Here is a 20,642-nt window from a genome sequence, read left to right as displayed (position 1 = left end):
CACTCCCGCGTCCAGAGCGCCTGGGGCCCTGGACAGGCGGCGCCCTGCCGGGTCAGGGCAGCGTTCCGTCGTAGAGGATGGTGAGGGCGATGATGCCGTCGGGGCCAATCGAGCCGACGATGGGCTCCTCCTGGTGCCTGGTGCTCATGTAGAAGGACGCGAGCCCCACCTGGCTTTCGACTGGCGCCGCCACCTCGGCGGTGAGGTCGAACGGGCGGTCACCCAGGAGCAGGCGCACCTCCTCCAGGGTCATCTGCACCGTCGTCCCGGAGGAGTCCTTGACGAAGATGGGCGGCCCGCCCGCCGCGACCTGCTGGGCGTGCAGCAGCTCGAACTGCTGCGGCGTGAAGTACTCCGCGCGCGAGGGCTTGGGCAGCCCCGCCACGAACCTCCCGAAGTCCATCCAGGCCACCTCTCCCTGGGTGCTCACCGGCGTGTTGCGAGCCCAGGACTCGGCGATGTTCGGGTTGCGCGTGAGCATCACCACGTGCTCGCCCACCGTCCCCGCCTTCCCCGCGGACTCCTGCACCGCGAGCCAGAAGCGCTGGAAGAAGGGCATGTTCTCGATGGTCCCCGCCTCCAGCTGCCCCGTGCGCACCATGCGCGGGTGGAGTCCGGTGGTGATGATGGTCTCCAGGCTTTCGATGCTCATGTCGCGCATGCCCCGGTAGCCGTGGACCCGGGAGCCGGCGGCGGAGGCCCCGAAGCGGGGCATGGGCGCGAGGACACCCATTCCATCCAGCACGATGTTGTCCGGGCGCGGCTGCGTGTCCACGCCGGGAAGCTCCATCAGGCTGCTCAACACGAAGGACGCGCCGAAGTTCACGCCGCCCTGGAGCGCGGCGGTGTTCACGAACTGGGGATCTCCCTTGAAGATGCCCTCCAGCGCGCCAGGCGTTCCCAGCGCATAGGCGCCCACTCCACCCAGCCCGTCCAGCGTGGCGCCGCGCAGCACGTTGCCCAGGCCGCTCTGTCCGCGCGCCGCCGCGATGATGGACATGCGCATGCCGAAGTACGTGGTGAGCCCATCCACCACGCCGCCCGCCACCGCGTTGCCCAGATGCAGCTGGCCCGTGGCGTCGTACTGGTTGCCGGCGTTGAGGGCCGTGCTCACCAACGTGGTGGTGATGCCCGCCGCGCCCGCCTGGAGGGTCGCGGTGCCCAGGGTGACGCCGCCCACCGCGAGCGTGGTGCCCGCGGGAATCGCCGCCGCCGCGAGGATGGGCGCCGCCATCGACGCGACCATGCCCACCCCGGCGATGATGAGGCGGCGTCGGCCCTGCACGCTCTCTCCCATGGCGGCGATGGCGTCGCCGTAGCCTGGCAGGCTGGCGCGGAACGTCGCGTCCTGCGCGCCCGCCGCCGTCATCGCCTGGGCGACGTAGGCCGGGTCGTCGGAGGCGCGCACCAGGTCCGCCAGCCGCGACAGGCTGTCGGCGTTGAGGGCGGCGTACTCGTTGAGCCGGGACTTCTCGATGGGATTGCCGCCGTTGAGCACCTGGATGACGCCGGCGGTGAGCCCGTCCGCGCCGTAGCGTCCCAGGTCGGGGTTGGCGAGGTTGCTCGACAGGCCCGCCAGGTCGTCCAGGTAGTCCGCCGCCTGCGCGGGCGTGAGCTGCCCGGACTCCACCGCCTGGGCCACCGTCCCGGCGGACAGCGGGCTGCCGAGCGCGGCCACGGCGGGGTGCCGCGCCAGCACGTCCGGGGGCGGCGCGGGCAGCTGCGCGTCGGGAAGGATGAGGGGCAGGCCATCCGGTCCCATGGGGACCTGGCCATCGGGGCCGAAGGCCCCCGTGAGGCCCTCCGTGACGGACTGGAGCTGGATGAAGGCGACAGCGGTGGCGAGGTTGCCGCCGTGGTGGTCCACCACCGCCGAGGTGAGCTGGCGGTTGTCGAGGAACGCCACCAGCAGGCCATCCCGCTGCTCGGCGGTGGCGCCCTGGAGCAGGTCGCCGACATGGCCATTGCGGAGCAGCTCGCCCATGCGGGCGGACTCGGTGCGGGCCAGCGCCGTATCACCCAGCGCGTAGACGGTGCCCAGCCCCTTGCCGAGCGCCTCGCGGAAGTCCGCGTTCTCCAGCGGGCGCGGGCCCGCCTGTCGCGCGACGGTGACGAAGAAGCGGGCCTGCGCACCATTGGGGACGCCGTCGGTGCCGGACAGTCCGGAGGCCACGTTCATGAAATCGTTGAGCGCCAGCATGCGGCTGCCGCTGTTGAGGAACGTGGGGTCGCTGGAGTCCGTCGGGTTGAGGCCCAGCGACGCGACGAACGACTCCATCCGGTCGGGGCCCACCGTGTCGAGCACGGCCTGGGCGGCCTCCGGCGTGGTGGCGGATTGCAGGGCCCAGGCCGCGATCTCACCCGTGTGGAGTCCCCGCGTGGCGAGGGCCGGGTCCAGCGCCGCGCTCGCGACGGCCGCGGACATCTCCGGCGTGAAGCCACCGGCCGCCGTGGACAGTTGCCGCATGGCCATGGAGAAGCCCATCAGGTCGGCCTGGGGGCCCCTCGGCGGCGCATGGCGCGACACCATGGCGGTGGTGAGCGCGGCGAGCGCCTGGGGGTTCTGCTCGCCGGAGTCCAGCCAGAAGGCATCCTGGTCGTCGATGATGGCGCCGATGTCCTGCGCGGTGGGGTTGGGCGGCAGGGCCAGGACGGCCTGCTCAAGGGCGGCCTGCTGCTGGGCGGTGAGGGGGCGTCCCTCGTTCGTGTCGGCCAGGAGCATGTGCTGGACGGCGGCGGGGATGCGGGCCGCGTCGAGGGCCTGCTGTCGCTCGGGCGAGCCCGCGGGCGTGCTGAGCACCCGCTGCATGGCCACGCCGCTCGTGGTGTGGACGACCTGGTAGTTGCCCGCGGCGTTGAACTCCTTGAAGTTCGCGTAGCTGCGGCCGGTGGACGGGTCGAAGATGGACTCGCCCTGCCGGATGACGGCGTGGCCCGTCGTTCCCTCCGCGCCGGAGCGTGTGTCGCGCAGGATGAGCACCTCACTGCGCGCGCGAAGCTGGGGCGTGGCGAGGGCCAGCCAGTCACCCACCGCGTCCAGGCAGTTGCGCTGTCCGTCGCGGGTGTTCTCGGTCAGCAGGGTGGTGGCGGGAGCCGTCGTGGAGGGCGCCACCCCTCCATCCATGGCGAGCAACTGGCTCCGGAGCTTCTGGAGGGTGTTCCCCAGCGGGGACACCGCCAGGGTGTCGCCGCTGAAGAACCCGCCGCGCTGGGGCATGGGAGCGGGAGGCGGCGGCGCAGGCTTCGCCGCCGTCTTGGGCTTGGGAGGTGGCGGTGGTGGGAAAAGCAGTGGCTGCGGGTCGCGCTTGATGGTGCTCAGGGTCATCCCCCTCGTGAAGGCCTGGCTCGGAAGGGGGGCTCGTCCGCGCCCCTTCCGTGCCGCGATGCCCCAGGCTGCTTCGGGAGGCGCCTGGCTTCCAAGCGGCTCCCTGGAGATTTAACCCGATTTAATCGGGCCCCAAGCCAGCAGCCCTTCCAAGCGCTTGTCCAGCAAGGGCCAGCCCCCGCGCTGTCTTCGGACGGCGTCTTCTTGGTCGTCATTCCGACCCGAGACAGGTCAGTGCCGGGGAGCGACGCCGGACGCGAGCATGTGTCACAGCCCGAGCTCCCGCCCCAGCACCTTCGTGACGAAGCCGCCGGCCTGCTCGGCGGTGACCAGCTCGCGGATGCGCTCCTTCGCCTCGGCGCTGCCTCCGTGCCGCTCGGCCGCGGCCAGCGTCGCGCGGTAGGCGTCCCACACATCGGCGCTGGTGATCTCATAGCCGTAGCCCTGCACGAGCCAGTGCAGGGAGAGGAGCCCGGCACCGACCCCGAACGCGGGCTGCTTGTCCGCATGGTCGCGCGCTGCCCGCGCGAGCGTCTTCGGGTCACACGGAGTGCGACTCGCAAGCGCGACGCCTCGTCGTAGAGGCCGGCGTCCTTGGCCGCGGCGAACCACTTGCCCTCGGCACCGGGCGTCGTCTTCACGAGATCGCCGAGGATCTCGCTCGCCGGCTTGTGCGGGTACCTCTTGGCGACGGCGCGGAAGGTCGCGAGGTAGGTGCCGGCCTGGTTCGCTTCGAGCCCGTAGCGGCGATACGCCTCGTCCACGAGCCCCGAGGAGAGCAGCACCTCCTCGCACGCACGCGCGATCGCGATGGGGCTGTCGTTGAGGCCGCGTCCTTCCGCGGCATAGCTGAGGGCTTCGGCCTTCTTCCCCATGGCCGCGAGCGCCTTCACGCCGTACTGGTGGGAGTGCCACATCTTGTACGGCGCGAGCTCGAGCAGCGCGAGCACGTCGTCGTAGCGCTCCGCGGCGACCAGGGCGCTCAGGCAGTTGGTCGTGCCCTTGAAGAAGCCGCGCAGACTCGGGTCCGGGCTCCATGCGAGCTTCACCGTCCCGATGAGCCGATCCGCCCACGCAGAGGCCACCTCCTTGGAGGCGCAGAGCGTGCCCCAGTGGTCACCCAGCCACTCGATGTACGGGATGCCGTCGTCCTGGTAGGCCGCGAACAGCCGCTCGAGCCACGAATCGCGCGTCTTTGCGTCGGCCGGTGCGTTCGCGATGGTCGGCACCAGCTCGGCGATGGCGTTGTTCACCGCGGTGCCGATGGCGCCTGACGAGCTATCCACGTGCTCGAGCGCCGGTGACACGCGCTCGAGGAACACCACGGCGCCTTCGGCGGCGAGCACCGCATCCTTCTTGGCGACCTTCTTGATCTCGGCGACCGCCTGCTTGATTCGCGTGATCGCCGGCTGTGACTTCCAGCCGAAGGCGTGGCGACGGAAGCGCGCCTTGAACTCCCACTTGTGAGCCTCGCCCGCGGGCGCATTTCGCTTCGTTGTCATGACGCTCCGATGGCACGGTCGAACTCCTCGCGGAGCGCGGGAAACCGGCGGTGGTCCGCTTTCAACGCCGCCGCCCAGCGCGCCGTCTCGCTCGACTCGTCACACCCGACGCAGGCCGCGACGAGCCCGGCGGCGTGCTCGTCGCGGCCTTCTTCATCGCAGCGAGCGCGTGCGTCCGGGACGCCGCCTCGACGGTGGCGGCTGTGGCGTGACATACCGCGATTCGTGGCGGAGCTCGACCCCAAGGATGCGCGCATCGCGGAACTGGAAGCGCAGGTGGCCGCGCGACGCGGTCCTCGTCGAGTTGATGGCGAAGGTGGAGACCCTCACGGCGCGCGTGGCGGAAGAAGCCGATGGGGGCGCCGACCCGGCGGCCAGCCTGGGCATGAGAAGCATGCGCGACGGCTGCACGCGCATCGGCACGGCCTACCAGCCGTGCACGATGCGCGTGACGATGCCGTCTTGCTCCAACGGGCGGGACCAAGGGCGTCGGGGCGGCCGACGTGACGACGGCGGAGGGCAGCGAAGAGGTTGCCCGGCAGGCCATGGCGCACCTCCGAACGCACGGAGCTCAACTCGCCAGGGGAGGGGCCCTCCCAGGTCGGTGGTCCCACTCCCAATGCATTTGTTCGATGAGCTGGACGGCGCGCGCGGCTCCATCCTCTGCTCGGATGCGTTCACCCACCGCCGCGGCCTGGGCCTGCACCGTTGAGGACAGCGCCGTGCGGATGGCCTCCGCGAGCCGTTCGGCCGTGAGCGACTTCCGCGGTACGGGCTGGGGCCCTACGCCCGCGCGATGAACCCTGTGCCCCCAGAAGGGCTGGTCGCCAAAAAAGGGGCAGATGACAGTGGGCTTGCCCGCGCGCAAGCCCGCCATCGTGGAGCCGGCCCCGCCGTGATGGACCACCGCGCTCATTCGAGGGAACAGCCAGTCATGTGGCGCGGACTCCAGCATGAAGACATTGGCTGGGTGTTCGTGCGCTTTCAGGCCTCCCCAGCCCGTGGCCAGCACCGCCCGCTCGCCGGTCAACGCCACGGCCTTCAGGACGGTGGCGGCACGAGTCTCGGCATGCGCCGCGCCCATGCTGCCGAAGCCCACGTAGATGGGCGGCGGCCCCTCCTCGAGGAACGATTGCAGCTCGGCGGGCGGAGTCCATTGGTCAGCCTCGTCGAGGAACCAGCAGCCCGTCACCTGCGCTTGGGGAGGCCAGTCCGTGGGACGTGGCAGCAGCTGCTCGCTGAACGCGTACAGCGCCGGCACCGCGGAGCCATCGGCCTTCTTCATCGGGTCCGCGAAGCGTGAGCGCGGCGGGAGGCCCAGTGTCTTCACCCGGAAGTCGTTGGTTGCTCCGGCCCAAACAGCGTTGGCCAGCGTCAGGACGCGATAGCTGAGCGCATTGAGCCAACCGCCGAGTCGGAAACCAGGGATTATCGGCGCCGGGAACTCGCGCGTCGGAGTCAGCGGCAGCGGCATTGCCAGCAGCTCGACGGCCCCGAGCTTCTCCGCGATGTGGTGACTGCCGAGCGCCTTGGAGTGGTACACGAGCACGTCCGGCTCCAGCTCCCGCGCCGCTCGCCACTCGTCCTCCATGGCCGCCCGGACGATGGCGCCGAACCCCTTGAACAGCCGCCGCTGCTCGGCACGCGTGGGGGCGCGCAGAACGGACTCCGTCAGTTCCAGCACCGCATTGTCCATATGCGCGTAGGGAATGCCGTGGCGCTCCACCATGCCTCGAAAACCAGTGGGCGTGCAGAGCGCCACGACATGGCCATTCGCCTTCAGGGCCTTGGCGAGCGCGACGAAGGGCTGGACATCACCTCGGGTACCGTAGGTGGAGATGAGTACGCGCATGGGGGCCTCACACGGGAGCTTGTCCGCGGCAACAATCGCGGCAAGGTGGCGGCCCGACCACCGATTCACCTGTGCGTGCCCTGCGCTACGCACACCCTTGGGAATGTGGGGCCACTCTCCCATGAGGTGATGCTCCAATCCACGGAAACCATGCCCTTGACAGGAGCTTCCCGGACGTTATTTTGAAGTTTATAAAAATATCGAAAGGTCATGGTTCGAATGCAGGAGGTCTTCAAGGCCATTGCAGACCCCACCCGGCGCAAGGTGCTCAAGCTGCTGCAGGGCGGCTCGAAGTCAGCGGGAGAGCTCGCTGAGGCATTCGACATCACGAAGGGGTCGCTGTCGCATCACTTCAACATCCTCAAGGCCGCGGACCTGGTGCGCTGTGAGCGCCGCGGGCAGCAGATCGTCTACTCGCTCAATACGACCGTGTTCGAGGACGTAGCGGCAGTCCTTCTCGACCTCTTCAAGGTCGACAAGAGGAAGGGAGGGCAGTCATGAGAATCAGTCGAGCCCATGCGGTGAGTCTGGGATTGGTCGTCGCGTCGTTCGCGATGGCTTTCAGTCTCTACGGCCGGTTGCCGGAGTCGATCCCCACGCATTGGAATGCCGAGGGCGTGGTGGATGGGTATACGCCCAAGCCCTGGGGGCCCTTCGTCCTGCCGCTGGTGACGGCTGCCCTGTACCTGGTCCTGGTGGCCGTGCCGCGGATCTCGCCCAGGGGCTACGGCGTGGCGAGATTCCAGGGCGTCTTCGAGGGCATCCAGGCGGTGCTGGTCGCGTTCCTGTTTCTGCTCAACGCGCTGGTCCTGCTCGTGGGCATCGGCGTCGCCGTGCCGATGGCGCGCGTGGTTCCCGCGGCCACGGGCCTGCTCCTCGTGCTGCTGGGCAACTACATGGGGAAGTTCACCAAGAACTTCTTCTGTGGAATCCGGACGCCCTGGACGCTCGCGAGCGACGAGGTCTGGCTGCGCACGCATCGCCTGGGAGGAAGGCTCTTCGTCCTCGCGGGAGTCGTCGTCCTCGTCTCGGGGCTGCTCGGTGGGGGGCCGGTCCCCGTGATTGCGGCGGTCGGAGTCGCGGCGATGACTCCGGTGCTCTACTCGTACTTCCTCTACCGCCGCCTCCATGGGGGCACGCACGGCCCGACGGACGACGCGGGCTCACATGGCCCTGCGTGAAGCCGGGGCCCTGCTCGACATCGCGGTCATGAGGCCCGTGGATGGGGCATTGCGTCGATGGCTCGGGCTGCTGCGCGCTGGGCGCGCTTTGCGTAGAGTCCCACGCCATGGGCCTCCTTACCTTCGGTCTCAATGTGACTTTGGACGGGTGCATCGATCACACCCAGGGAATCGTGGACGACGAGCTGCACGACTATTGGAGGCAGCTCATGGAGCAGAGTGGGGCGATGCTCTTCGGGCGCAACACCTACGAGCTGATGGAGGGAGCCTGGCCCGCGGTGGCACGCGACGAAAAGGCGCCGCGCGCGATGCGCGAGTGGGCACAGGCGCTCGAGGCGAAGGCGAAGTACGTCGTGTCGGGCTCGCGGAGCGACTTTCCGTGGCAGAACACGATCAAGGTGGAGGGTGACCTTCGCGAGGCGATCTCGGCGCTGAAAGCGAAGACCGAGCGGGGTGTCCTCGTCGGAGCGCCCAAGCTCGCGGCTGCGCTCGAGGAGTTGGGGCTCATCGACGAGTACCGCATCGTCGTTCATCCCATCATCAGTGGCCGCGGGCCGACGTTGTTTCATGGCCTGTCGAGTGCACGGCAGCTCGAGCTCCTCTCGACGCAGCGGTTCAAGTCCGGCGTGCAGGCGCTCCACTTCCGTCGCAAAGCGGGATGAGCGTGGAAGGACCCGAGCGCTTCACCGGCGGCTGCCTGTGCGGCATCGTCGCGCCGGGACGGCCGTGCCGCGTCGGCGTGTGCCACTGGCTCGACTGCCGCAAGCATCACGGCGCTCTCTTTCATGCCTCTGCGATCTTCCCGCAGGTGAGCCTTCCCGGGGACTCTCAGCCCCGAACTCGCTCGGCGATATGGGCGGCGACCCCCACCAGGAGGAAGATCAGCGCGGCGATGTCCGCCATGAAGACGCGCGCGAGCTGGGCGTTGTAGCCACCCACGGACCCGGCCAGCCAGAGAAAGGAGATGACGCTGACAAAGCCGGCGGTGAATGCCGCGGGTTGCAGCGAAGGTTGAAACGCTGCGAAGACCAGGAAGAGCCCGAGGAGGCCGAAGAGCACCGCGCGATGGCGCATGAGAATCGCCAGGTTGGGCTCGGTGAAGGAGAGACCGTAGAGCGCGGCGAGCCGTTCGCTCCCAAGAACACCAGGGAGTGGCAGCAGGTGGATGACGCCCACGAACACAAGCATCGTCGATACGACGTGGCGCATACGGACTCCAGCAGGGGGAACGCGGTAGGGTGCCACCGCTCACACTGTCGGCACTGTACCGCCATCGATGACGTATTCCGTGCCGGTGATGGAGCCCGCCCTCGGCGACACGAGGAACGTGATGAGGTCGGCGACCTCTCGGGGCCTGGCCGGGCGGCCGAGCGGGATTCCGCCCAGCGACTCCATGATGAGCTGTTTGCCACCTTCGTAGTCGGTGCCGGCCTGCGCGGCGAGGCGCTCGGCCACGTGCACCGAGGCTTCCGTTTCCACCCAGCCCGGCGAGACGCGGCCCCCCCGCACGCCCTTGGGCGCCACCTCTTTTGACAGCGACCTGCTGTAGGTCGACAGCGCCGCCTTCGCCGCGGCATACGCCGTCGTTGATTCTGGCAGGGGCAGCTCGCGTTGGATGGACGTGACGTGCACGATGACGCCCGAACCTTGCGCCAGCATCGATGGCAAGAGCGCCCGGTCGAGCCGAACCGCGGGCATCAGGTTCAGATTGAGCTCCTTCTGCCACGCGTCCTCGCCGAGCGCGGCGAAGCCACCGCCGGACGCGCTCGAGCCGCCGAGCACATGCACCAGGATGTCGAGACCGCCGAGGTGTGCGAGCGCGTCACGCGCCACCCGCGCGCAGCCTTCGACGGTCGTGACGTCGGCCGTGATGTAGTGCACGCCGCCAGCAGTCCGAAGAAGCGCGGTCCACCAGCGAAGGTGCCCGACGCGAGCGCCCAGCGCGTCGCCGAGTTGGAGAAGCAATTGGCCCGGGCCCAGGTGCGCCTCAAACGCGCAGAGGCGCTGCTGGACCTTCAAAAAAAGTTTCGGAACTCCTGGGGGTGGAACTGCCCAAGCCCGACGAGGAGCCCTGATGGAGGTAGCACTGGAGGCCGTCGACGCGTTGGGCGTGGCGCCGGTGTGCGAGGCACTGGGCCTGCGTCGCGCCACTTTCTATCGGCGGGCCCGGCCCAAGCAGGGCCCGGTGCGCCGTGGACGACGTTCTCAAAGAGGGGTTGGGGCAAGCCCTTCCATCGGGGGCGGATTGAATGTCCGCAAGCTACACGGTGGGTGACCTCCGTACGCATGACTCCGCGACCGAAGTTTGGGTAGGCGCAGGCGGTCCGACAGGAAGCGCTGCCAGCGGCTGTAACGGACCGGGGTAATGGATCGCAGGCGGGTCACCCAAGCTGTACGTAGCGGGGTCGGCCAGGCGGACCTTGAGCTGGCGCAATCGGGACGGCGGTCCGTTCCACGCTGAAGACAGTTGGAAGAAACGCGGCCGTGCATCTTCGCGATTCCAAGAGCACCGCCCCCGCGGTGCGGCCAGGGACGCGCGCGGATGCGCTACCGGAGAGTCGACATGGACAGGTTGAGAGAGTTGGTGCGGTTGCACCGGATGGGGACGGGTGCTCGCGAAGTAGCCAGGTTGTTGTGCGTGGGGCCTCGCGTGTCTGGCTCCGACCTGGGGGGCGTGCGAGAGTGCCCATCCCCCTTGGATGATGGGCCTGATGAACAAACTCTCCGTAGCCGTTGCTGGAATGATGCTGGTGCTGGCCGCTTGCAAGACGACGGGCCCTGCACCCGCCCGCGATATCCCCACGGCAATGAACCAGGCCGCCACGACCCTGCTGCGGTCACGACTGCTGCACGCAACGTCGATCGCAGTGGTCTATCGCGGCGAGGAGTTCATCCTGCATCGGGGTGAACTGGAGACCGGCAAGTCCAATCCGCCCGATGATTCGACCCTCTATGAGATAGGGTCGGTCAGCAAGACCTTCGTTGGCCTGCTCTTGGCAAACGCTGTCCTCGAAGGCAAGGCGACCCTCGACGACCCGATACAAAAGTATCTGCCGTCCGCCTATCCGAACCTTCAGTCAGACGGCGGGCCGATCCGTCTGCGCCATCTGGTCACACACACCAGCGGCATGCCGGGGATGTTGCCACTGCAAGTGAATGAGGTGTTGAGGGACTTCACTGCGCATGCCACCCCGGCAAAGCTCAATGCCGCCTATGCGGACTACGGGCAGCCGCAGTTCTGGCAGGACCTGCACACCGTCAGCATCCAGGGCCCGATCGGCAAGGACTATGCTTACTCGAGCGCCGGCACCGAGTTGGTCGCGCACACCCTGGAGAAGATCCACGGGGCTCCCTACGAGTCGTTGCTCGCGGAGTTCCTGGCGCGGGAAGCCGGTATGCACGACACGTGGCTGCGCCTGCGTGCCCAGGACGCCCACCGCCTGGCTCCTGGCTACCACAGCGACAACCCGGTCGGCACCACGCCGATGCCACTCCTGCCCTGGGGCGCGGCGGGAGCCTTGAAGGCGACGATGCCGGAGATGGTGAAGTACTTGCGCTTGCAGTTGAGCAACCATCCCGCGGTGACAGAGTCACACAAGCCGCTGGTGCGCTTCGCGGAGGACTTCAGCATTGGCTATTTCTGGAACATCGGCCAGAGCCGCCAGTTGGGCACCCACTACGTGCATCACGGCGGCGTGCCTCGCGCGCAATGCTATCTCTACCTCGTACCGAAGTATCAGTTGGGGGTGTTCATCATCACCAACCAGAGCGGCGATGCGACCGCCGACGCGATGGAACGCGCGCTGGCGCCCCTCTTTGACAGGGTCGAATCCATGCAGGGTCGCTAGCACGGCGAACAACAGGGAGTGGGTACGCGTCGAGCCCGCGGACTTCTCTCAGCTCGACAAGTCGTCGGAGGGCATGTGGAGCAGGGAGGCCTGACGGTGCGCACCGTCCACCTGCGTGGCCCCGTCGCTGTCCCGGCGGTGTCGTCCGAGTGAAGTCGCGCCATCGTCCACGAACCAGGGTAGGTTCTCCCGCCCTGTTCGTTGGAGTTCCGTCGATGCCACAAGCCACACCGCGCTCGTCACTGCTGGAAGCACGTCCCAGCGTCTTCCTGCTCGCCGGAGCGTTCGTCACCGGCATGTTCCTCTTCGCCCAGGGCGGCTGCGGAGGTGACGAGTGCCAGGACTCCGCCGACTGCCGTGAAGACAGGGGACCGCCGGCTTCGAACACGGAGTGGGTCTGCGAGGACAAGCGCTGTGAGCCGCATTCCGTCCAGGTGCCGCCCCCGGATTCCGGCACGGACGCGGGGACGCCCGACGCGGGGAGACCCGATGCGGGGATTCCCGACGCGGGGACTCCCGACTCGGGTCCCTCCACGGTGAGCGTGCAGGTGCTCGCGTTCAATGATTTCCACGGGCAGCTCGAGGAGCCCGCAGGCCAGATTCTGGCGGGCGTGGCCCCCGACGGTGGACCGGTGCGGGTGAACGCGGGCGGGGTGACGTACTTCGCCCGGCACATCGCGGCCCTGCGGGCCGCCAATCCGAACACGGTGGTGGTCGCGGCGGGAGACCTCATTGGCGCCTCCCCGCTGCTGTCGGGGCTCTTCCACGACGAGCCCACCGTCGAGGCGATGAACCTGATTGGCCTGGACCTGGTCGCGGTGGGCAACCACGAGTTCGACGAGGGCAGCACGGAGCTGTTGCGCATGCAGTGGGGCGGCTGCCACCCGGTGGATGGCTGCCTGGACGGGGATGGCTTCCCGGGCGCGAAGTTCAAGTTCCTGGCGGCCAACGTGGCCACGGGCGTGGACCGCACGCTGTTCCCCCGCTACGACGTGCGCGAGTTCGAGGGCGTGAAGGTGGCCTTCATCGGCATGACGTTGGAGGCCACGCCGGAGAGCGTCACGCCCACGGGCGTGGCGGGGCTCACCTTCAAGGACGAAGTGCAGACGGTGAACGCGCTGGTGCCGGAGCTGCGGCGGCAGGGCATCGAAGCCATCATCGTGGTGGTGCACCAGGGCGGAATTCCGACCTCGGGCTCGCTGGTGAACGACTGCAAGGGCGCGGGTTCGGACGGCCGCATCTCAGGTGCCATCGTGGGCGTGGCCAAGGGCCTCAACGACGCGGTGGATGTCATCGTCAGCGGCCACACGCATCAGGCCTACAACTGCGTCATCGATGGCAAGGTCGTCACGAGCGCCTTGTCGATGGGGCAGCTCGTCACGGACATCGACCTGACGTTGAGCAAGGCGACGGGCGACGTCGTGGAGGCGCGAGCGAACAACGTCATCGTCACTCGCGACGTGCAGGAGGTCGGCGCGGTGAAGGAGCTGGTGACGAAGTACCAGGAGCTCGTCGAGCCGAGGGCCAACCGGGTCATCGGCTGGGTGTCGCAGACGCTCAGGACACAGTCGGACTCCGTGGGCCAGTCCACCCTGGGCTTCGTCATCGCGGACTCGCAGTTGGAGGCGACGAAGCCCGCGAACCTGGGTGGGGCGCAGGTGGCCTTCATGAACCCGGGCGGCATGCGCGCGGACATCGCCCAGGGCGAGGTCACCTACGGCGAGGCCTTCACCACGCAGCCGTTCGGCAACAGCCTGGTGACCCTGACGCTGACGGGCGCGCAAATCGAGCAACTGCTGGAGTGGCAGTGGCGGCCGTCGGGAGCCACCCTCATGCTGCTTCCGTCGGCGGGCTTCACCTATGCGTTCAGCGCGTCGGCGCCCGTCGGAAGCCGCGTCGACCCGGCGTCCATCCGGATCAACGGCGTGACGGTGGACCCGGCGGCGAACTACCGAGTCACCGCGAACAGCTACCTCGCGAGTGGGGGGGATGGCGTCCAGGTGTTCGCCGAGGGGACGAACCGGCTGGGTGGCGCCGTGGACAGCGACGCGCTGGAGGCATACCTGAAGGCACACAGCAGCCAGGCGAGCCCCTTGCCCGCCCCCGCGCTCAATCGCATCACCAGGCTGCCCTAGCAGGGTGTTGAGAAGCCCCTCGGAGGGATCGGCACCCCGCACGGTGGCGCGGTGTCCTCCGCGCCACGGAGGCAGCGATGCGCGGACGCCCCAAGCAGCAGACGACGCTCTTCAGCCTGCGGACACCGGGAGACCGGATGCCCGCGGGACATCCGCTGCGCCGGGTGAAGGACATGGCGGACGCCGTGCTGGCAGCGCTCTCGCCGACGTTTGACGTGATGTACAGCGGCACCGGCCGGCGGAGCATCCCGCCGGAGCAACTGCTGAAGTCTTGCCTCCTCATGGCGTTCTACTCGGTGAGAAGCGAGCGGCACTTCTGCGAGCAGCTCGACTACAACCTCCTGTAGCGGTGGTTCCTCGACATGAGGATGGAGGAGGCCTCCTTCGACCACAGCACCTTCTCGCAGAGCCGGGACCGGCTGCTGGAGCATGACGTCGCCCGGAGGTTCTTCATGGCGGTGATGAGTCAGGCGCAAAGCGCGGGGCTCACCAGCAGTGAGCACTTCAGCGTGGATGGCAGCCTGATTGAAGCCTGGGCGTCCCTGATGTCGTTCCGCCCGAAGGGCGACAAGAAGGAGCCGCCCGACGACAAGGGCAACCCGACGGTCAACTTCCACGGGCAGAAGAGGGGCAACGCGACGCACTCCTCGACGACGGACCCGGAGGCGCGGCTTGCGCGTACAGCCTCAATGGCGTCATGGAGAATCGCAACGGGCTGCTCGTGGACCTCGCGGTGATGCCGGCGGATGGCTTCGCCGAGCGCGATGCGGCGGTGATGATGCTCGAGGGGCTGAAGTCCCGGAACGAGCGCGCCTGGGTGGGGGCGGACAAGGGCTACGACACGGCGGACTTCGTCGCCGACTGTCGGCGCATGGGAGTGACGCCGCATATCGCGCGAACGACAGACGCTCGACGCTGCTCGGCCATCGATAGGCGAGCGACGAGGCCCGCCGGATACGCCCTCAGCCAGCGGATACGGAAGCGAATCGAGGAAGTCTGGGGCCGGATGAAGACGGTGGGCGGCTTCCGCAAGACGCGATTCAAAGGTCGGGAGCGGAGGGAGTTGGCGGCCTAGCTGGTGGGCGCCGCGTACAACCTGGTGCGGATGGCGCGGCTGGCTGCCGCATAGACGCCCTTCGCCCTCCGCCTCCCCCCGATGACAAGGTTGAGAGCGGAGGACATGGGAGGCCTGCTCTCATGCCTACAAACCGGGCTTCTTCAACAGCCTGCTAGTGGAGCGCGTGCATCAGGATGGTCGATACGGGGTGGACCTCATGGCCCCACGGAAGCCGCCAGCCTCGACCTCCTAGCTCGAAGTCGACTTAGGGAGGTCTCGTTGCTCCTGTCCGCAGGGGACGGGTCGACTACTCCGCTCAGATCCTGCTGGGCGGAGGTAGTCGGGGCCGCCGCCGGACCTCGCCGCTCGTCGCGCGTCGCAGGAACTTCAGCGCCCATGCCCCATCCAGTGCTGCGTCGGCCATGCCCGCTGCATCGAGCCGTCCGAGCTGCCCGCAGCCCTGCCTATCCTCCAGCGATAGGCAGGGCCGTGCTGCCCGGTCAGAACCGCTGTGTCGACGTACCCCAGGCCTACTCATCCAGAACACTAGGCGGCACCGGCTCGCACCTCGGGCAATACAGCGCCTCGATGGTCCAGTTCGAGTAGTCGCCAGTTTCCTCCGCGAAGTGGTAGTCGGCTATCTGCCCGTCCGTCATGTCGTCGAAGAAGTCTTCCGAGTCGGGCTCGATTCGAGTCTGCACCGCGCGAAGGCGCCCCTTGCATGCTGGGCATCGTGGATCGTTTCCGCCAGGCCCATCGCCGGACCCAAGAACATGGAGCCGTGCCGCAGCGTACTTCTCGCCCGTTTTCGCCATGCGCTCACGGATGAGCGCCTTCAGGTCCTTCTGCTTAGTCATCGCCCACTTCCTCAAGCCCTGCGCGCAAAGACCCGTGCTCCCACGCACACGGCGAGGAGAGTGAACGACATCCAGCCCGAGGAGATGACTCCCCTTTACCCTCGTTGATGTGGCCAAGCACGGGTTGGCCGATGAGGGTCACGCGTAGGCGGACGCGTCTAGGGGGACAGTAGCTGATGGCCGACGACTCGTGCAATCGGCTGCTGATGCCTCAGGCATGTGTCCACCACGTCCTCCGCTGACGTCTACCTCCTTCGGGGGATTGCCCTGGCTGTGCCCGACGCCTGCTGCTGTCGGAGGAGGCCCTCCATGCGGATGCGGCTGACGCAGGATGTGGAGTAGGAGGCCGACGGCCGGCGGAAGCTGACGGTGGAGGTCTTCGTCCATGAGCGGCGGGGCGGCGTCGCTGAGCTCCAGCCCGCGGGCGCTGAGTGGCGCGTGCGATGGCTGCGTGGGACGGCGGACCTCAATCGCCAGCGCTACGGCCACGGCGCGGGTGACGACGCCAGGGCTGTACCGCGTGCGAAGTGTCGCGAGTGCCTTGCGTGCCTAGTCTGGCCCGCGTCCACGGCCGAAGCGGGTGGCGTAGGGCCAGCCGAGCCTGACTGCCGGGCCTCGCTCGGTCCGGCGCTGCCGCCGCTACAGCCACCGGATGCGGCACCCTGGTGTGGAGTGGGGGCAGGGCCCGCGCCCGAACTTGGCTCGTAGGCGGGGCCCGTGGGGCGTTCCGAAAATGAATAAGCCTCAGCAGCTCTCGGTCGGATGGAGAGCTGGGAAGCAGGCGCTGTGACGCAGCCCCTCCTGGGCTTGGAGCTCGATCCGGGGCTCCTGCGGCGCTTGTGGGCGAGTCGTGCGACGCTTCGGGGGCTTGTTCCGAGAGATGGTCGCGACGCTCAAACGAACTGGTTGGGGGAGTTCATGCTTACCGTTGCCGTGCGCGAGGGAGGCGGGCAGATCCAGGTGGTTGAGGCGCTAGCCCTCAAAGGACAACCTGAGGGCGCGGCGTTCTGCCCGAGCGAGGATTGTTGTCAACCCTTGGAGCCGGTCTCCGCATTCATGCGCGTCGGCAGCATCCCGGTACGCTCCTTTTTCAGGCACCAGCGAGGAACTGCCAAGCAGCGCCCCTGTTGGGGCGCCAAGGGTGAGGGAGGTCTGCACTTTGCCGCGAAGCTCCACCTCCGCACGCAACTCCAGGAGCTATGCGAGAAGGGTGGGGCGCTCGTCGTGGAGCAACCGTGCCTGCGATGCGCGGCAGGCATATCGCACGAGGCCTTGCTCACCGAACCGGGCGATGTCATCCGCATTGAGCACTGGCTGGACCCTCGACGCACCCTGAAGCCGGATGTGGTCCTACTGCGCGCCGGCGTTCCGCTCCTGTCGTTCGAAGTCCGGGCTGCTCACCCTTGCTCACCGAGGAAGATTGGTGCCCTCACGGTGGCTGGGGCGCAGATGGTTGAGGTGGATGCCTGGGCGCTGCTGGGTACGGAGACCGCGCCAACGTGGCGCTTCTCCTCTCCCCTACCGTTGAAGCAGGCGGTACTACCTGTGAGCCGGCGGCTTTGTGAGGGCTGCCAAGCGGCGCAGGACTATGAAGCTGCCTGCGAGAGGCAGGCTGAGGAGCGGAGGCAGCGCGCACGCGAAGCGGAAGAACAGCTCCGGGCGCAGCGGGCCCGCGAATGGAACGAGCAGCGTGCTCGCGACGCCGAGGCTCAGCGCGCTCGTGAGGCCGAGGCTCAGCGCGCTCGTGAGGCCGAGGCTCAGCGCGTTCGGAAACAGGAGGAGGTTCACGACCTGTCTTTGCGGAACGCCGTGACGAGTTCAAGGCCTGCCGGGAGCGTGAGGATGATCGCCCCACGGCCTCCCTCGCGTCCTGTGAGAATCTCCCCCACGGTTGAGACTCTCGCCCACTGCATCGTCGACGTGTGTCAGCCCGACGGGGTACGAGATGAAGTCGAGCTTGTCCTCGAGCGTGAGACGGGCGCGTACCTGCGGGCGCAGTTGGTGGAATGCGACGCTCCAAAACTGCGGGGAGGGCAACTGGGGGTTCGGTACGAACGCCAACTCCTTGGTGAATGGACTGGGCGCGCCACGAAGGATCCTGACCTGCTCCTCAAGAAGGCGCGGGCTGCGGCCCGCGCTGCGTACAGGTCCGTGCGGGATTCAGGATGCGTCGTAGATACCTATGGTGGCTTTCGGCTTGGGGTCTCCAACGTGAGGCTGTGGCCGGATCCGAATTACTGGTGGGAGGCGCAGTCACAGCGTTGGGTTGGCGTGCAGTTGCGCGAGCTTCTCGCACGTGATTTCAAGATTTCGGAGCGCGCAGTCGAATCAAAGCTGCCCTCGGAACATTTCCGTCGAGTGCTGGTCCGCCTCAGCACGCGCAAGAAGGACCTCGTCGCCTATGAGGCGCTCGGCACTGCTAAGTTCGCCGAATGGCTGGGTGAAAAAGTGTAGCCGAGTGGATGCGCCCCGCCGTTACAGTGAGAGTCCCTCGCTTCCGTGGACACCCACGATGTGATGGAAGGGTGTTCGATGTCGGAGAGCGAGAAGAAGCGGAGGCGGCAGCGGCGTAGCTTCCGCCCGGAGTTCATGGCCGGGGCCGTGAAGCTGGTGCTGGAGGAGGTGCGGTGCATCCTTGAGCACACGCAGTCGGCTGGGCAAGCAAGGCCGGCCGCTGCGTTCGCGCGGTGAAGAATGCGGGCTCATTCATCTGATATAGTCGCTCCCTCTTTCCTGGTCTGCAGATGAGGTCGAGGATGACGACGAAGTCAGAAGAGATGGTGTCCCTACCGACGCTCTACAGAGGCGACTCGCTGCCTACGGTTTCGCAAGGGGCCAAAGGGCCGCAGCGAGGTCGAACCTTTGCCGACTACTATGTCACAGAGGGGCTACTCGCCAAATCCACCGACGGAGGTCTCTCTCGCCACCTGCAACAGCCACTAGAGCAGCTTGTGGCTGTTCACGTCGGCTACGGCAATGAAAATAAGGAAGAACAATACGCAGCTTATCACAGTCCTTTGATATCATTCTCTACCGACGCCACTGCGGCGTGGCACTTTCTCGACCGTACGGCGAAGAAGTCATTCGAAGCCTGCCCAATCGATGACGCCACGCACTTCATGTGGCGGCTCACGGATGTCCGCGTGCGGCAACTCTCTCCGGGGCAATTCTGCTTCGAGTACCGAAAGAGTACGAAGAACGTAGATAAGTTTCGCGAGCAGTTTGTTGCCGCGCTGCGTGGAGGCAACGAGTCGCAGCTTAATCGTGCCCTGTCCACACAGATCGTCCACCAGAACATTCAGGCGGACACGGGACTGCACATCGCACACCTTATCGACGTCAATACGTTCCTTGCTGGCGTCGATGCTGCCAAGCACAAGGTCGACGCGGATCTCCTCGCGCGAGCTCGAGAGCGCGGAGAGAAATGGTCTGAGTGGTTGCTTTACCCAATGGAGGTTGAAGAAGGACTCGATGGGTACTCAGGCCGCTTCAGCGTGAATGAGGCTCTCGACTTTCACCTGTTCGCTCGAAAAGTTCCGCCGCAGAGCGCGCCCCCCGTGAAGCCTACATAGTTCCAGGAGATCGCCTCGCGCTTCGTTTTTCCAAGGAGGAAGATGACCGTGCGCGCCTGATTCCCTTGCCGCGAAGATCTGTCTGGAGGCCTTAGTGTGCTCACCTGGTTGTGATTGAATTTGGGGAGTGACATGAAGAAACTAGCGGGTGCTGAAGGGCATCTTGATTTGCTGCGAAGCATTGAGGGGGAGCTCAGGAAGCTTGGGGACGACTATTCCGTTCCATTGGTCGCCCGGCAACCTGAAGGCTTCCCTCGGCCAGTTGGGACCGGCTGGTTCTTTCGATGCGAAGTTGAGTGGTTCTTAGTCACGGCTGCGCACGTTGTAGAGGAGTTTTTCCCTGTAGGAGATAGGAGAAAGATCAAGCCTCCAGAATCCATGCTATTGGTTCCTGGGGACAATGAGGCGATGGTGCCCTTGGTTGGCAAATGGAGTTTGTCCGACGTGTACGATGTGGCGATTCTAAGGCTGGAATCGCCGAGCGTCGTCAGTGTTCGCTGGAAGCCAGTCACGATGGCTGATCTTGCTCCTGAGGAGCCAGAAGGCCAGTATCCTTGGTACCATGTGACAGGCTGGCCTACTGAGTACAGTAAGCGAGTGGAGGGCGGACTGGCTGGTGACAAGTTTCGCTTCAATGCTCAAGCTGAGCCGGTGCCAGTCGGTGATGAATTCGACAGAAAACGAGAATTCGCTTCCCGCTCTACAGGAACGATTTTGGCACAATTGATGGGCATGAAGCCGCTCATCCGCAGTTGCGCGGAATCAGCGGGGCTCCTGTGTGGCGAGTTTTTGATGACGACAACCTCTATCGCCCGCTACTTGCTGGAGTGCAGGTGTCATACTGGGACCGCCACACTGTTTGGTACATTGATGTAGTTCGGTGGGGCTGCGTGCGCATGTTGATCGAGCACTCGGTTCCGGGGCTCTTCAAATCCGCAGAGAAACTCGTATTGCGATAACGCTTCGGTGTCTTCTCGTTGCGTGCGCCTGGCGACCTGTCTCGCCTCGCTGTGTCGCCTTGACGCGCTTACGGCGAGGTGACCGTGTAATAGGCCGGTGCCAGTGAGCTGAACACGGACGGTCCGGTCCTTGGGCCATCAGCCCGCTGTGTCAGGGAAGTTGTGTGATGCCTGGAGGAACGTAACCGTCCGGCCAACGACGTGCCGTGAGGGATTGCCGACGTAGCGGCGCGCGGCGGACGCTTCCGGGCATGGCGAAGCAGGTGGAGAAGCCGGAGTGGGCACGCATCGCGGAAGCATTCGAGGCCAGCGGGCAGACGCAGCGGGAGTTCGCGCTGGCACGGGGCGTGCGGC

Annotated in this window: 15 protein-coding genes and 1 pseudogene; 10 read left to right on the top strand and 6 right to left on the bottom strand. The window is 66.8% G+C overall.

Going from position 1 to position 20,642, the window contains the following annotated elements:
* Positions 1 to 52 precede the first annotated feature (52 nt).
* From ACLEQD_RS05225 to ACLEQD_RS05215, 3 genes are all read right to left on the bottom strand, one after another.
* Positions 53 to 3,325 carry a hypothetical protein gene (locus tag ACLEQD_RS05225; protein ID WP_410382186.1) on the bottom strand — a complete coding sequence of 1,091 codons (3,273 nt, stop codon included), beginning with the start codon at positions 3,323 to 3,325 and terminating at the stop codon, positions 53 to 55.
* On the bottom strand, positions 3,322 to 4,827 hold the full coding sequence (locus ACLEQD_RS05220) for a hypothetical protein (RefSeq protein ID WP_410382184.1): 1,506 nt from the start codon (positions 4,825 to 4,827) through the stop codon (positions 3,322 to 3,324). The genes ACLEQD_RS05225 and ACLEQD_RS05220 overlap by 4 nt, the downstream gene beginning before the upstream one ends.
* Before the next feature lie 571 nt (positions 4,828 to 5,398).
* On the bottom strand, positions 5,399 to 6,679 hold the full coding sequence (locus ACLEQD_RS05215; RefSeq protein ID WP_410382182.1) for a glycosyltransferase: 1,281 nt from the start codon (positions 6,677 to 6,679) through the stop codon (positions 5,399 to 5,401).
* A 210-nt stretch (positions 6,680 to 6,889) separates the two neighbouring features.
* Between ACLEQD_RS05215 and ACLEQD_RS05210 the strand changes: the two genes are divergently transcribed.
* The 3 genes from ACLEQD_RS05210 (at position 6,890) to ACLEQD_RS05200 (ending at position 8,522) form a co-directional block, all read left to right on the top strand.
* On the top strand, positions 6,890 to 7,180 hold the full coding sequence (locus tag ACLEQD_RS05210; RefSeq protein ID WP_410382180.1) for an autorepressor SdpR family transcription factor: 291 nt from the start codon (positions 6,890 to 6,892) through the stop codon (positions 7,178 to 7,180).
* Entirely contained in the window at positions 7,177 to 7,860 is a 684-nt protein-coding gene (locus tag ACLEQD_RS05205) for an SdpI family protein (RefSeq protein WP_410382178.1), read from the top strand. Before ACLEQD_RS05210 ends, ACLEQD_RS05205 begins: the two co-directional genes overlap by 4 nt.
* A gap of 107 nt (positions 7,861 to 7,967) precedes the next feature.
* Positions 7,968 to 8,522, top strand: a complete 555-nt coding sequence (locus tag ACLEQD_RS05200; RefSeq protein ID WP_410382176.1) for a dihydrofolate reductase family protein — start codon at positions 7,968 to 7,970, stop codon at positions 8,520 to 8,522.
* Positions 8,523 to 8,688: 166 nt separating this feature from the next.
* On the opposite strand, the gene ACLEQD_RS05195 is transcribed toward ACLEQD_RS05200, so the two are convergent.
* Together ACLEQD_RS05195 and ACLEQD_RS05190 are read right to left on the bottom strand one after the other, a co-directional pair.
* Positions 8,689 to 9,069, bottom strand: coding sequence for a phosphopantetheine adenylyltransferase (locus ACLEQD_RS05195; protein WP_410382174.1), 381 nt, complete (start codon positions 9,067 to 9,069; stop codon positions 8,689 to 8,691).
* Positions 9,070 to 9,108: 39 nt separating this feature from the next.
* Positions 9,109 to 10,011, bottom strand: a complete 903-nt coding sequence (locus ACLEQD_RS05190) for an SDR family oxidoreductase (RefSeq protein WP_410382172.1) — start codon at positions 10,009 to 10,011, stop codon at positions 9,109 to 9,111.
* Positions 10,012 to 10,571: 560 nt separating this feature from the next.
* Here ACLEQD_RS05190 and ACLEQD_RS05185 point away from each other — a divergent pair.
* The 3 genes and pseudogenes from ACLEQD_RS05185 to ACLEQD_RS05175 all read left to right on the top strand — a co-directional run bounded on the left by ACLEQD_RS05185 (position 10,572) and on the right by ACLEQD_RS05175 (position 14,918).
* A complete protein-coding gene (locus ACLEQD_RS05185; RefSeq protein ID WP_410382170.1) occupies positions 10,572 to 11,708 on the top strand; it encodes a serine hydrolase domain-containing protein in 1,137 nt (378 codons plus the stop codon).
* Positions 11,709 to 11,923: 215 nt separating this feature from the next.
* Positions 11,924 to 13,843: a bifunctional metallophosphatase/5'-nucleotidase gene (locus tag ACLEQD_RS05180; protein ID WP_410382169.1), complete on the top strand. Its 1,920-nt coding sequence runs from the start codon at positions 11,924 to 11,926 to the stop codon at positions 13,841 to 13,843.
* A gap of 77 nt (positions 13,844 to 13,920) precedes the next feature.
* A pseudogene (locus ACLEQD_RS05175) lies at positions 13,921 to 14,918 on the top strand (IS5 family transposase).
* A 512-nt stretch (positions 14,919 to 15,430) separates the two neighbouring features.
* On the opposite strand, the gene ACLEQD_RS05170 reads toward ACLEQD_RS05175, so the two are convergent.
* Complete coding sequence (locus ACLEQD_RS05170) at positions 15,431 to 15,601, bottom strand: hypothetical protein (RefSeq protein WP_410382167.1); 171 nt, start codon at positions 15,599 to 15,601, stop codon at positions 15,431 to 15,433.
* Between the two features lie 1,074 nt (positions 15,602 to 16,675).
* On the opposite strand from ACLEQD_RS05170, the gene ACLEQD_RS05165 reads away from it, so the two are divergent.
* The 4 genes from ACLEQD_RS05165 (at position 16,676) to ACLEQD_RS05150 (ending at position 20,205) form a co-directional block, all read left to right on the top strand.
* On the top strand, positions 16,676 to 18,211 hold the full coding sequence (locus tag ACLEQD_RS05165; protein ID WP_410382165.1) for a hypothetical protein: 1,536 nt from the start codon (positions 16,676 to 16,678) through the stop codon (positions 18,209 to 18,211).
* A gap of 78 nt (positions 18,212 to 18,289) precedes the next feature.
* Positions 18,290 to 18,448 (top strand): hypothetical protein, encoded by a 159-nt coding sequence (locus ACLEQD_RS05160; protein WP_410382164.1) that lies wholly within the window; start codon positions 18,290 to 18,292, stop codon positions 18,446 to 18,448.
* A gap of 65 nt (positions 18,449 to 18,513) precedes the next feature.
* Complete coding sequence (locus tag ACLEQD_RS05155; protein ID WP_410382162.1) at positions 18,514 to 19,329, top strand: hypothetical protein; 816 nt, start codon at positions 18,514 to 18,516, stop codon at positions 19,327 to 19,329.
* A gap of 132 nt (positions 19,330 to 19,461) precedes the next feature.
* Entirely contained in the window at positions 19,462 to 20,205 is a 744-nt protein-coding gene (locus ACLEQD_RS05150; RefSeq protein ID WP_410382160.1) for a hypothetical protein, read from the top strand.
* Positions 20,206 to 20,642 lie beyond the last annotated feature (437 nt).

Origin of the sequence: Corallococcus sp. 4LFB (assembly GCF_046520365.1) — a bacterium.
GTDB lineage: Bacteria > Myxococcota > Myxococcia > Myxococcales > Myxococcaceae > Corallococcus > Corallococcus caeni.
This window is presented reverse-complemented; position numbering and strand designations above follow the sequence as displayed.